The organism is Algibacter pacificus (genome assembly GCF_008033385.1).
Lineage (GTDB): Bacteria > Bacteroidota > Bacteroidia > Flavobacteriales > Flavobacteriaceae > Algibacter > Algibacter pacificus.
The window spans coordinates 20179-33893 of sequence record NZ_VOGY01000004.1 but is presented as its reverse complement, the minus strand read 5'-3'; the positions used below and the strand labels follow the sequence as shown (position 1 = coordinate 33893).

Here is a 13715-nt window from a genome sequence, read left to right as displayed (position 1 = left end):
TTGCGTAAAAACAACAAATATACATAAAACCAAATGTGATACCATATCTAAAATGTGTGACATTAGGGTTTTAATAAAGTTTTAAGAGTATTATAAAAATAAAACGGATATTGTTTTTACGCTTAGTTTTTATTAATTATTGCTATGGTGGTTTTCTAATATTTTTTAATAATAAATAGTAAAGCTTTATGATGCAAAGGACGCACTACTTCTAAGAATTATTGTATTTTTATAGCGTAATCAAAAAAAGATAAATAGCATATTAATGATTTTAAAATTACTGCCCTCTAAAGTTAAATTAAAAAAAAAGTATATATATAAAACTTCATTATTATTTCTCTTTTTATTCGTCTTATTTTTAGGATGCAAACCAGAAACATTTAATGAGCGTCCCATCGATCTTAGTTCATATCAAATAGAAGATGGATTCGAATTACAAGCTGTAGTTTCCGAACCATTAATAGAAGCGCCTGTAGCAATTGATTTTGACAATCAAGGACGAATGTGGGTTGTAGAAATGAAAGGATATATGCGCAACTTACAAGGGACAGGAGAAGAGATGCCAAACGGGGTAATTTCCATTATAGAAGATCACGATAAGGATGGTGTAGCCGACCATTCTAAAATATTTTTAGACAGTTTGGTGTTGCCTCGTGCTATTGCGCACGTTTATGGTGGATTGTTGTATGCCGAGCCACCAAATTTATGGTTTGTAACTATAGAAAATGATAAGCCTGGCGCTAGAGTTTTGGTCGATTCTATGTATACTGATGGTGGTAATGTAGAGCATCAACCCAATGGTTTAATGATGCATTTGGATAATTGGATTTACAATGCAAAATCTAGTAGTAGGTATCAAAGAAAAGGAGGGAAATGGATTAAGGAGCATACAACTTTTAGAGGGCAGTGGGGGATTACCAAAGATAACTTTGGACGCCTGTATTACAATACCAATTCGGTACAGTTGATAGGAGATTATGTATTGCCCAATGCCACAAATAAAAACCCGTATTTTAAAGGGGGGGGCGCAGAGAATATAAAAATGACACCTAATCAGCGTGTGTTTCCTTTGCATCCTACCTCGGTGAATCGGGGCTATGTTCCGGGAGTGCTAGATAAGGATAGTTTATTGTTAAAAGTAACTTCGGCTTGTGGGCCATTAATTTATACGGGTGAAAATTTTGGAGCAGCATATTTAGAAAATGCCTTTGTATGTGCACCAGAAGCCAACGTGGTTAAACGTAATATATTAATTTTTGAACCGAACAAGGTTTCAGCTAAACAAGCCATTCCTGCCCATGAGTTTATAGCGTCTACCGATGAGGGTTTTAGACCTGTAAACTTGAATAATGGTCCCGATGGTACAATGTATGTAGTTGATATGCACCGTGGTATTTTGCAAGATAAAGTGTATTTAACCAATTATTTAAAAAATCACTACGCTGAAAAAAAATTGGATACTATTGTTGGTATGGGACGCGTATTGCGGGTGGTAAATAAAAATCAAAAGCCGAATGCTATTATAGATATTGAAAAATTACCTATTTCAGAATTGGTAGCTTTGTTGAGTCACAAAAATGGCTGGTTGCGAGATAGAGCACAGCAGCTACTTATATTTAAAAAGAACAAGGAGGCTATTCCGCTTTTAGAACATTTGGTTTTGGAAACTTCTAATGCGATTGCAAAAATACATGCATTGCATGCGTTAGATGGTATGCAAGCATTACGTTTTAATACTTTAGAAAAGGTGTTGAAATTAGAGCAGGATTCACGCGTTATTAATCATGCGTTGGTATTGGTGGAAGGACACGCTACTAAAAGTCGTTTACCAATCATGTTGGAAATTATAAACGCTTTAATGCAAATAAACAACCCGGAAATAGATTTGTATTTAGCAAATACTTTAAACGGTTGGGCTCAAATTTCAAATAAAGATGTGTTTCCTATATTCTCAAAACTTTCAAATAAATATGTTAACGAAACACTTTTTCAGGAGGCTATAATTAGTAGTTTACGAGGAATAGAGGAAGCTTATAAGGTGTATTTGAAGCAGCATAAACTTGATAGTTCAGAAAATAAATTAAATACTATTTTAGAGCAAACTTTGCAAAACAAGCATATTGAAATCGAGAAAGCTAAATTGGCTACTAAAAAGAAAACAGCCAATATTTTAGGACATAAAATATTTAAAAACATCTGTGCTGCTTGCCATGGTATGAATGGTGAAGGGGTTGAAGCGCTTGCGCCTCCATTAAAAAATTCAGAATACATAAGTGGTAATCCTAAACGCTTAGCATTAGTGTTATTGCATGGTTTAGCCGGTCCTATTTATGTAAATGGAAAATTGTATGAGTTAAATGGAACCATGCCCGGTTTAGTAAATAACCCCGATTTTACCGATGCAGATATTCAACATATTATTGAATATTTACAAAGTACTTTTTCTAAATCCTCAGAAGGGTTAACCTTAGAAGAAATAAAAGCTTTACGAGACATAACGCCTAATGAAGGTGGTGTTTATAGCGAAAAAGAACTGAATGGTTTAGGATACAAATAGCTTGAAATACTAATTTAGTTATAGCGTGTTTTTCTAGATTTTAACAAAAAAAACAGTTTGTAGTCCATTATGGATTAATACAGCTTTGCACACTTCTATTTAACGCAAATTAAACATTAATTATTCAGACTTGGTTTTTCAGGCTTAGAGAAATTTATTACGCTTTATTACGTGTTTGGTTTTCTTTTTATCACGATTTTAAATGTGGTTTTTTAGAAGAAGAAATAACTTCAGAAGTCACAAGGCTTGCTGTTGTTGTCCTTAAATTAAAAGGCGTGTTTTTACCTTTTAATGATTACAATTTAAAAGTAAAATAATAAATATGATGTGGTAACATATATTTTCGTTGTTATTTTTAAACCAATTAAAAGCTTAAAAAACATGTTGTTTTGGGTATTTATTGGTTTGTAATTTATTGTAATATAACTTCATATTCAAAATAATTTATCAAAATGAGAGTTCTGTTTTAAAAGGAAACTTACATTTACTTAATAATTTATATGTTATGAATAATAGGTTTAAACTGGTTTATATGATACTTGTTTTATTTTCAAATACCTTTTTGCAAGCCCAACAAAAGAATCTAGGGGTTGGTATAAACTTAACTGGTTATGAAAGGTTTTGGGACGAAAAAACTATAGATTATAAAAGTGTTATTACCGATATTGATATGCTATACCGTGAAGGTATTCGGGATATTAGATTGCCAATTGCTTTCGAATATCAATTTAAAAGCAACTCTAAAAAACGTTTTCTAAAAGATTTAAAAAAAATAGTAAAGCATATTAAGAAAAAAAATATGAACCTTATTATTTGTTATTTCGATTCTAGTTTGGATAAAGATTCTAATTATACTAATGTGGATATCATAAAAAGTAACTGGAAATCGATAAGTAAGAAATTAAAAAAATATTCTAAATATATTTATTATGAATTGGTAAATGAACCGAATTTATATCCGGTTCAATGGGATGCTATGGTTCATGAAGTGGTTTCAGAAATAAGAAAAGAAGATCAAGACACTAAAATACTTATTGGGGCTACCAATTATAATAGTATTTACGAATTGTCTAGAAAAACACCTTTTCTGTATAAAAATATAGTTTATATATTTCATTTTTATGAGCCTTTTATTTTTACACATCAAGGCGCCGATTGGGTAGGAAATCAAACAAAAACGGTAAATATTCCTTATCCTTACAATGCAGCTAAAATGCCTAGTATGGATTTAAAAACATCGGGAACGCCAGGAGAAATTAATTATAAAGATTATAAGGATATGGCTAATAAAACAGCCTTAGGCCACAAAATAGATATTGTTGCGAATTGGGCTAAACAGCATCAAGTAGAATTATGGTGTACAGAATTTGGATGTATTAATTCTATTGATCCAGAATACAGACGTCAATATTTTAAAGATGTAATAGGGGTTTTTAAAGACCGTAATATAAAATGTTATTTATGGGAATACAAAGGTAATTTTGGGGTGTATAAAAGCGATGTTTTTTTTAATTAAACCAACAGATATCAAACCTTTTTTATAGCCGCAGGCTTTTTTTGCGCTTATATTATTTTATAATTTTAATAATTCTAAAAGCATCACAATAATAGATGGTGTTATTTGTAAAACGGTTCGTGTTAAGGTCTTTATTTTCTATATTTTTAAAATTAGTTTCTACCTTATCTAAAAAATAAAAAGGTGATTTTTTGTTTGAAATTATAAGATAATCGCAATATTTTTTAGGGTTGTAAAGTGCTTGTTTAAATTCAGCGGAAGCATTAGATATAAAAAAATTATTCTTTTTATTGTACGCAACTAGGGGATACATGATAGATCTATCGCATAAAACTACAGAATTTTTAGGCGTGTTAAAAGCCAAGAACCGTCCGCCATTTTTATATTGGTTTAAAGCATTGTTTTGTTCATTTTCCATCACACTTTTATAAAAAACTTGTTCGGATGTAAAAGTGGAGTTTTTTAAATATAAATATTCACCATAAATGCATACTATAAATAAACAGGCATAACTTATATAGCTTATTTTATTAGATGTAAAATACTTACCTGGTTTTGCAGCAATAGATGCTATACCGGCTGCTATAAAAATTATGTAATATTGCAAGCTCATATAGTCAATGTGGCTATCTCTAACCAAAATGCCCAATAGTATAGGAACCAGTAATAATATAAAAAGTTTTAGAGCTCTGTTATAATATGAAATTAATTCAAAAACATAAATGGGTATTATAAACAAAACAATATTAAGGAAAGAAAAATCGTTTACAGCTTTATTCTTTAAGCCTGTAATGGTATCATAATCTAATAAACTAAAAAAACTATTACCATTCCATTTTGTGTCTAAGGCGTTATTAAAATAAAAAGAATCGTTCCCCATTAAATAATTTATAAATAAAAATAAGAGTAAGCTGGCTACGGGAAAAAAACCAATAATAAATATCATAGAACTTAAATGGCCTCTAAACTTTCGTCTTAAAGCATGGTGTTGGGTAATTTTTATATACTTAACAATAAAATTTTTTGAAGACAAACCTTTTACACCATATACACTAAATACAAAGAGGTAAAAAATTAAAGGTAGAAGCCCCCATAAAACCCTATAATCTAAAAAAATAGCTAAACTTAATACAATACTTAGTATGGTAATATGGTAAGTAGTAAACTTTTTGATATAATGAAATAAGTAATAGAAAATTGAAAAATAAAGGACATAAAAAGCATATAACGATGTTCCTGAAGTTGCGGCATAAAATGTAATTGGGCTAAACAAGAAATACAAAAACACTAAAGCTTTAATTATATGGTTTTTTCCTTGGCCTATAATGGTAACTACCTTAGTTAAAAATAGCGAGGTGTAAAATATAGAAGCAAAAAAAGGCGCATCCTCTGCGCCAAATATAGAGAACGGGTAGGTTAGTAAATTAGTTAATAGTGGGTAGGATAAAAAAAAGTTTTTAACCAGTTCTCCGCTATCAAATAACGTATTTATATGGCTTGTAATAAATAAAGGCTCAAAGTTTAAATAACCATCTTCACGTATTACTATAGTTATAAAACTATAGCTAGCCATGTAAACAAACCATATTATAAAAAATGTTAATGTAGAACTTTTAGGTTTAATTGTATCCATACCTTTTTGTTAGTTCTTTTTTTTGGTTAAACCATGATTGGTTTTTTCCCAATAAAAAGGTTTGGTTATTAATTGATGTAATCCTTTATATGCCGAAATAGAGTGCATTAACCAATACACAGGGTTGGCTAAAGCGTATATTATTAAGGCGTATGAGCTTCTTTTAAAAATAGCAATCATGTTGGTGTAAATCATAATTAAATTGCCTATCGTGAAGTTAACTATGGAAATAATAATTAACCAATCTGGAAATAGTAGTTCAATCCATCGGCTTTTAAAACACATATAAATAATTAAAAAGAGCAGAAGAATAGGGTAGCTTAAAAATGTAAATACCGTTCCTCCAATAAAAAATTGAAAACCAAAAAAGCCTCGTGCACCAATAGATTTGTATAATTTGAACGGGTGTCTCATGTGCACCAAATAGGTTTGCATGTAGCCTTTAATCCATCGAGAACGCTGTCTAATCCAATTAAAAAAATCGTTATTTGCTTCTTCGTAAGTAGTGGAATCTAATACTGTAATTTTATAGTCTTTTGCATAACAACGCAATCCTAAATCGGCATCTTCGGTTACATTAAAGCCGTCCCAACCTCCAAGTTCCATTAGTTTATCAAATTTAAAATGATTACTTGTGCCTCCCAATGGGATAGGGATTCTTAGGCTATCGAGTCCAGGTAACATATAATCAAACCAATAAGAATACTCTAGGGTAAACATTTTAGTTAAAAAGTTTTCACTTTTATTAAAATAATTTAAGGCACATTGTATTGCAATATAATCGTCTGGAAGTTTTTGAAATAGTTTGTATGTTTGTTTTAATTGATCGCTATCTGGGATGTCTTCAGCATCATAAATGGTTAGGTATTTTCCTCTAGAAAAGTATAAACCGTAGTTACAAGCTTTTGGTTTTGTTTTAGGTTGTGCATATGGAATTATTATGGGTTCGAAGTTTGTTGGAAACTTCATGTTTTTAATTGCATTGTAGGTCATCTCGTCATCCGACTCAATTAATAATTTGGCATCTAGTTTTTCAATGGGGTAATCTAGATTGTTTAAATTCCAAACTAATTTCTGAATCACTTCAGATTCCTTAAATACAGGTAAATGGATGGTATATATTGGTAGTTCTTCATCCTTAATTAAATCTATTTCTTCTTTACTTACTTTACTTTCTAATTCGGTTTTAGAGCCGTGAATAGTAAGCATGAATTTAAAGAGAATAGAGAATAATAAAAATAAATTTAATAAGAGATTCACACCAATTAAGGTGTTAAAAAAATTAAAGTATAAAAAGATTAAAAAGATTAAAAATAGAATACCTAATGAAACCACTTGTTTCATGGTAAAGGTTTCTATAGCACAACTATTAGGGTCTTTTTCAAATAAATTAAAAACAGATTTATGTAGTGTTTCTCCACCATATTTTAAATGTAGAGCTTTATTTAAGTCTAGCTCATTGGTGACAAAAATCTCGGAAACGGTAACTTGTAACTCATCTTCAACCAGTCTAATGTTATTAATATCAGACGGATCGGCCACAACAAAAGCGACTTTGTTGTTGTGTTCTATTGGGAAAATTAATGTGTTTAAAAATAGGTTAAATCGTTCGTGAGTAGTAGAGAACGATTTGTAGTTTTCTATATTATCAAAATCAATATTATAAGTAGGGAGTTTAAATGCTTCTAAAACTTTATTGAAATGAAAACGGGAAATAAACCCGTGATTAAGGGCTGTTTTAAGAAAGGATTTATTAAGAGGTATTTTTATTCGTTCAATTTCAGCAACCTGTCGGTTTGTAAGTAATTTGCTTTCTATAAATAGTTCTTTTCTATAAATGATAATATTAAGATTCGCCATAACATTTATAGTTTAATTACGCTAAAAATTTGCCATCCTTTACCAATAGAAACATTTCTATTCCATAAATCTTTAAATCCTCCAGCGTATAAAGCAAATTTTGGAGAAAACTCGTATCCTAAATTTAGAGTTGTTTTTAAGATATCAAAATCGGGAGTTATTTGAATGTTTTCTTGAGAAACCGAAAAATCGTCACCTCTAGAAAGAAGCACTTCCATATCGCCCATAACAAGAAACTTATGGGTAATTCTATAGGCTTGTGAGCCATAGAGTTTAAATTGATAAGGGCCTCCAGAAAAAAACTTTTTAACTCCAAGTTCTAACTGATGATAATTATCATTCACACCCATCCATTTAGAATTTCCAGAAAGGTTAATTTTTAATTCGGTTCCAAATTTATCAAAACCAACAAATGGCCCATTATCATTGTTATACATGGGGATTATGGTGTTTACTGTTCCCATTAAATAATGAAATTCACCTATTTTTTTTAAATGCATTTTTACGCCTAATTCTACATCGCCTAATTGATTGTTTTCATTAAGTGTATTGTCGGCGCCATAGGTGCTTTCTACGTATGGAATGTTTACTATTAAGCTGAGTTTGTTTCCTATTATAGCAGTTGCAAAATAGAGTTTGTAAACATTGTTTTTATAATAACCATTGTTGCTAAAATCTGATTTTTCTCCAGACTCATCTCGAGTAGTATCTGTATAATAATGTGTTATAGACGGCGATAGTAATACATCTCCTTGCCCTTGTAACCAAGGATTTTGAGCATAACATACGCATACATTAAGATATAAAAAAAGAAGAATAATCTTATTTTGCATTTTCAATTTTTTCTTTAGATTCTTTAGATTTTTGAAAAATAAACACCAATATTAGTATGCCTAATATTAACAATACGCATACAATAAATAATCTGTATTTTACCCAAAAATCATCGAGCAAATAGCTTAATTGGTTTTTATCATGGTCGTCATTTAATAATCTTAAATCAAAAAAGTTAGCATTGTCGTTGTTAGAAACAATTACGTTTCCTGTATCGGATATGGTTTGCTCTCTAATGTTTGAAATTAATGATAGCAAGGTGCTTTCATTATAATCTTTAGGAATGTTAACCAGCATAATTGGTGTATCCTTATGATAAAAAAGCTGGTTGAAGCCTAAGTTTTTTTCATATTCTACATTAAAGAACGGGTTAATTTCTTCAGATTTATATGCGACTTCATTGTTTTTAAATTTTATAAAAGGTGATTCACCAAAGAAATCTGAAAATTTGTCGCTATTGGTGCTAATAATAATTTTAGAGCTTACTAAATCGGTTTGAATATCTGTTAATTTCGCGTTTTTAATTGGTGGATATATAAACCCAGATAGTCCGGTTTCACCTGGGTTAATAATATCTATTAATTCAGAGATGCTGCTTATTAATTTATGCTCCGCTTCTAAATCTGTATAAATCGTTATAGGTTTAGATTGAAAGTTTTCTGGAAATCTAAAAAATGATAGGGAAGAAGACGTTTCATAGCCTACAGGTTTAAAATAGGAGTTTACAATATCTATTTGTCCATAAAAATTAGCAGCAGCAGTATTACATAAACCACCTTTAGGAACAAAATAGAACTCGTATTTAAAGTTGTTATCTTGTTGCATAACAATGTCATCAAAATCAAAATCAAAGTTTAATTCACCAGTAGTATTTAGTTTATAAGAACTTAAAAAATTATCATTAAAGTATAAGTTGAAATAGCCCTGCTCGCCTTCAGCTAAGGGTCTGTATTTACCATTTATTTTAACCTCTATTTTTTTTACGTTAGATCCAAAATTAGACCTTGGCATAGCAATATTGGACTGCAAATAGCCCACGCCTTGTAAAACGCGGTTTTGTGCTCCTAATTCTTTAAAATAAATGGGCTCGTAATCTTTTCTTTTAGGAATATCTAATAATTTAGATTGCTCGTTAACAAACACATAATCAACAAACGAAGAGTTAAGCAACTGTTTTTGTAATAAAAAATGCGCCGCTTTACTAAATCCTAATTTTGTTTTTCCTGTAACTACAATATTTTGTCCGGTTTGAATATCGACAAGGGTTGAGTCTTGATATTGATCGCGGTACACACTTACCAATCCGACATCTTTGTTTTTTATAGCCGGAAGTTTGTCGGTAATTTTTTTGCTTAATTTATCAAAAGGCATTAATATAATAGCTCGGTCTAAAACAGCATTATCAAAATCTGTAGTACTTTTAATTTTAGTGTCTAAACCGTAAACACGCTTTAAATAAAACTTAATGTATGACGCATATTCTATGTCTTCAAGATCATTCTTTTTAGATAGCACAATGTGTTTAATATCTGGAATTGTAAAACTAATGGTTTTTTTTATTAGCGTTTTCTTTGTGGGTAGAATGTTGTAAGAGAAAAAAGAGTTTTCGGTTAATTTTACCCAAAAGCCACCTTCAGAATATATTTCACAAATATCATTACCAATTCTTAAATTAGTTTTTACAGTAAGTTTTATAAAACCAGAAACAATATACTTTTCTTTTAAAGGAATTTTAAAGTTAATTAACTGGTTTTGGTTTTTAAGAAAGCGGGTTTCTATTGGAGTATCTGCCAATAATATAGAGAGGTGACTTTTGTTAAAATCGATAACACTAGAGCACATGACCTCTAAATTGATGAAGCTGTTTAAAATATCAATATCCTCGTCAACAGGAATGTAAATATCTTGCATGCCTTTAGCGCCGTTAATGGTAATTTCATCGCCGTAATCGTAGGTGCTAAAGGGGGCAATGATTTGGCTAAAACCCTTAGTTGGACATCCTAACAAAATGGTTAATACAATAAAATAAAATGTTTTCATCATTTCTTAGTTTTGTTTATATGTTTTGAACTCTATTTTTAGCTCGAATCCCATTTTTTCCGAGGATACATAACTAAAATAGCCATTCATTTTTTCTGTTAATTGTTTGGAAATTCTTAAGCCAATTTTTAAACTATCACTGTGTTTTTTATAATCGTAATTAACAAACTCAATATCTCGGAAATAAGATTCTATTTCTTCGGTTTTTATGCCTTGAGTTTTGTTGGCTACACTAAACACCACATCTTCTTTTATGTTATCTAAGGTCACTTCAATTTTTTCATCTTCATTAGAAAAAACAACCATAAAATTTAATATATTGTATATAATTGTTTTAAATATTCGTTCATTACCAGCAATTAAGGTGTTGGTAGCAATTAATCGATCTATGCCAGTGATGTTTTTCTCTTTAATTTTATTGGAGAAAGCACTAAAAACCTCCAAATACACTTGTTTAATATCTACATAATCTGATAAATAACTTGCGTTTTCGGTGTTTAGATTAGTTGGTTTAAAATAAATAGAACTTTGGTTTCTTAAATTTTGAATTAAAGCCACTAAATCTTTCTTTTTTTCTTCTGAACCTTGGGTATCAATATTGTTAATAGCGTTATTAAGGTTATTTAAATCATTGCTAAGTTGTTGAAAAAGAAATTTAGATTCATTTTCTTTTTTTTCAACTTTTTTTTGCAAACTATTGTATTGGTTTTGGGTTTTATAAAGTTTATCCTCTAGGTATTTAACCTTTGTATGAGTAGCCAGGTTGGATTCAATTTTTTCTATAAGTACTTTTTTTCGAATTTTAGGGAAAAATAAACTAATTAACCCTAATATTAAAAACAGGTAACCGCCTTCTTTTAAAATTAGAAAAGGATCGTTAATGATACCTATAAAAACCAAAGTCGTAAAGGTTAAAATAACTAATCCATATTGAATTACGCTATTTAAAATAGACCAAATAACCATAGTGTTGAACGCTACAAACAAAGCAATAAGTAGGGACGTATAGATAATCCGGTTGGTTATTCCAGAATGTGAAATAGAAATTAGGGCTAAAAAATTAAAACTAAATAGTATTAAGTGTATTAGAATATTAGGTGTTGCGTATTTTTTTTTAAAGACGTTGTAAGTTACATAAAAGAGCAGGAGTAAAACTAGTTTTAGTAGTACAAAATCTAACCAGTCCTTGCTTAGTAAAATAACATCTAAAATAACTGAGAACAAAATGACCACGTTTAAACTCCAAAATAGGGTGTTACCAACCTTCCAAAATTCTTTTTGTAACTCTTTTTTGTTTTGTAGCTTTTTTCTCAAAATTGGCAATATGTTAGTTATGGAGATGTCATAAAAAATATTTTAAGTTTAAAAGTATCGATTATTTGTATTATTTAATAGATTAAATGTGTTTTTTTGGATAAAATTGTTATTTTAATAATTTACAAGATGGTCTGTTGGGTAATCAATAAAAAAAAATAAGTTATTTGGTTGATTAGTAAATAATTGGGTTTTTCACTGGGTTGTATGGTTTTGTTATTTATTTTAGCTAATAAATGAATTGTATGTTATGAAAATATTAATTGTAGAGGATGATCTTGTACTAAGGCAGGTGCTTGAGTATAATTTGCAAAACGCCGATAATGTTATAACTCTAGCTACAGATGGAGGCGATGCTCTTGAAAAAATTAAGTTAGACACGCCAGATTTGGTGATAACCGATGTTATGATGCCTTTTGTAAGTGGTTTAGAATTGGTAACTTGGATAAAAGAAAACTATCAAGACCAGATAAAAATTATTGTATTAACTTCCTTAGGACAAGAAGATGTAGTGCTTGAGGCGTTTTCACTTGGAGTTGATGATTTTCTTACTAAACCATTTGATCCTAAAGAGTTAGCTTTAAGAATTAAAAGATTTAAATAATTTAGTACAGTAATTAATTACCTCCTCATAAAAGGTGTTGCGTTTTCAGAATTAACAATGTCTATAGGGAGTAGTAATTCTTTAGGTATTTCTTTTTCAAAAAGTAAATGTTCTGCTAAAAATTTTAGGCCTATATAGGTTTGTTCTTTTGGGTTTTGATGAATTAAAAAATCTATGGATCCGGTTTTTAAGTGTGTTACATTTTCATTTAATAAATCATACCCCACTAAACTGATGGTTTTATGGTTGTTTTTTTCAAGAAAATCTGCAACTAAGTACGTTTTGGAAGTGGTTACAAAAATACTGGTTAAATTAGGGTGATCTTTTAAAAAGGCAGTCAAAACCAATTCAAAATCTTCTTGGTTTAATTTGCATTGCAGCACGCTATAATTAAAAGAAACTAACTCATTAAAAAAGCTTTTAAAGCCCCTTTCTTTTTCTTGCATAAATACGGCATTTTCATACTGTTCATTAATATGTACAATAGCAAGATCTCCTGTTTTGCTAACACTATGTAATAATTTTGCAGCAACACGACCACTTTGAAATAAATCTTGCCCGATAAAACTTTTTACAGCTTTAGACTCTATATCGTTATTAAAAGTTGAAACAATGATGCCTAAATTCTCGTAATCCTGCATAACAATTCGTGCCTCTTTAAAAAATAAAGGAGCTAGTAATACCGCGTCTGGTGCATTGTTTTGAATAACTAAATTGGCAGCTGTAAAAGATTTCGACTTTGTAGGATCAAAAAACGAGGTTTCAATTTTAATTCCAAAGTGCGATAATTCCAAAACAACCTCATTAACACCCTTTACACAAGGAATCCAATACGGGTCTTTAATAGGATCTGGTAATAAAACACAAATATGATAGGTTTTATTTGTCTTTAAATTTCTAGCAATAAGGTTGGGCTTAAAGTCAATTTCCTTAAGAATGGTTGTTACTTTCTTTGCAGCTGTTTCAGAAACTTTCCCTCTTTTATGGATAACTCGGTCAACAGTTCCTTTAGAAACACCGGCCATTTCTGCAATATCTCGAATGGTATATTTTTTAATCATTACAGCAAATATATTAAAAGATTTTAATTGAAGTTTTGTGCTCGAACACAAAACATTTTTGTGTTCGAGCACAAATTGTTTAAAAAATACATATATTTGAAAAAAATATGCCAGTTTTATAATGAATTGTATTTGCTAACAGTATGTTATGAGTTACTTAAAGTATAGAATTATTAAATAAAATAATAGTTAAGTATGGGTAAACCTGCACTTGAGAATGTTGGTAGTCCGAAAGGGAAGTTGTTATGGCAGATTAAACCAATTATCTTGTGTATAATTTAGATCGAGCAAAAAAT

9 protein-coding genes are annotated in these 13715 nt (G+C 30.0%); 3 read left to right on the top strand and 6 right to left on the bottom strand.

Translation table 11 applies throughout. The features are described 5' to 3' along the window. Positions 1-265: 265 nt before the first annotated feature. Both FQU21_RS07330 and FQU21_RS07325 read left to right on the top strand, forming a co-directional pair. The gene (locus tag FQU21_RS07330) at positions 266-2557 is read left to right on the top strand and encodes a DUF7133 domain-containing protein (RefSeq protein ID WP_147677353.1); all 2292 of its coding nucleotides are present in this window, start codon (positions 266-268) and stop codon (positions 2555-2557) included. 532 nt (positions 2558-3089) lie between these two features. Continuing rightward, on the top strand, positions 3090-4073 hold the full coding sequence (locus tag FQU21_RS07325; protein WP_187269342.1) for a glycoside hydrolase family 5 protein: 984 nt from the start codon (positions 3090-3092) through the stop codon (positions 4071-4073). Between the two features lie 52 nt (positions 4074-4125). Here FQU21_RS07325 and FQU21_RS07320 read toward each other — a convergent pair whose 3' ends face one another. The 5 genes from FQU21_RS07320 to FQU21_RS07300 are packed head-to-tail and all read right to left on the bottom strand — an operon-like array spanning position 4126 to position 11754. Then, on the bottom strand, positions 4126-5706 hold the full coding sequence (locus tag FQU21_RS07320) for a hypothetical protein (RefSeq protein ID WP_147677351.1): 1581 nt from the start codon (positions 5704-5706) through the stop codon (positions 4126-4128). A 9-nt stretch (positions 5707-5715) separates the two neighbouring features. After that, positions 5716-7566: a glycosyltransferase family 2 protein gene (locus FQU21_RS07315; protein WP_147677350.1), complete on the bottom strand. Its 1851-nt coding sequence runs from the start codon at positions 7564-7566 to the stop codon at positions 5716-5718. Positions 7567-7571: 5 nt separating this feature from the next. Continuing rightward, positions 7572-8399 (bottom strand): hypothetical protein, encoded by an 828-nt coding sequence (locus FQU21_RS07310; RefSeq protein ID WP_147677349.1) that lies wholly within the window; start codon positions 8397-8399, stop codon positions 7572-7574. Continuing rightward, entirely contained in the window at positions 8389-10443 is a 2055-nt protein-coding gene (locus tag FQU21_RS07305; protein WP_147677348.1) for a cellulose biosynthesis cyclic di-GMP-binding regulatory protein BcsB, read from the bottom strand. The genes FQU21_RS07310 and FQU21_RS07305 overlap by 11 nt, the downstream gene beginning before the upstream one ends. 3 nt (positions 10444-10446) lie before the next feature. Next, positions 10447-11754 carry an ATP-binding protein gene (locus tag FQU21_RS07300; RefSeq protein ID WP_147677347.1) on the bottom strand — a complete coding sequence of 436 codons (1308 nt, stop codon included), beginning with the start codon at positions 11752-11754 and terminating at the stop codon, positions 10447-10449. 250 nt (positions 11755-12004) lie between these two features. On the opposite strand from FQU21_RS07300, the gene FQU21_RS07295 reads away from it, so the two are divergent. Beyond that, positions 12005-12358, top strand: a complete 354-nt coding sequence (locus FQU21_RS07295) for a response regulator transcription factor (protein ID WP_147677346.1) — start codon at positions 12005-12007, stop codon at positions 12356-12358. A 17-nt stretch (positions 12359-12375) separates the two neighbouring features. Here the strand turns inward: FQU21_RS07295 and FQU21_RS07290 are convergent, their stop codons facing one another. Further along, complete coding sequence (locus FQU21_RS07290; RefSeq protein WP_147677345.1) at positions 12376-13419, bottom strand: substrate-binding domain-containing protein; 1044 nt, start codon at positions 13417-13419, stop codon at positions 12376-12378. Positions 13420-13715: the final 296 nt, after the last annotated feature.

Bases quoted from the DNA above. Each gene is read 5' to 3' on its own strand.
- FQU21_RS07330 (WP_147677353.1), top strand. From the start codon at position 266: ATGATTTTAAAATTACTGCCCTCTAAAGTTAAATTAAAAAAAAAGTAT.
- FQU21_RS07325 (WP_187269342.1), top strand. From the start codon at position 3,090: ATGATACTTGTTTTATTTTCAAATACCTTTTTGCAAGCCCAACAAAAG.
- FQU21_RS07320 (WP_147677351.1), bottom strand. From the start codon at position 5,706: ATGGATACAATTAAACCTAAAAGTTCTACATTAACATTTTTTATAATA.
- FQU21_RS07315 (WP_147677350.1), bottom strand. From the start codon at position 7,566: ATGGCGAATCTTAATATTATCATTTATAGAAAAGAACTATTTATAGAA.
- FQU21_RS07310 (WP_147677349.1), bottom strand. From the start codon at position 8,399: ATGCAAAATAAGATTATTCTTCTTTTTTTATATCTTAATGTATGCGTA.
- FQU21_RS07305 (WP_147677348.1), bottom strand. From the start codon at position 10,443: ATGATGAAAACATTTTATTTTATTGTATTAACCATTTTGTTAGGATGT.
- FQU21_RS07295 (WP_147677346.1), top strand. From the start codon at position 12,005: ATGAAAATATTAATTGTAGAGGATGATCTTGTACTAAGGCAGGTGCTT.
- FQU21_RS07290 (WP_147677345.1), bottom strand. From the start codon at position 13,419: ATGATTAAAAAATATACCATTCGAGATATTGCAGAAATGGCCGGTGTT.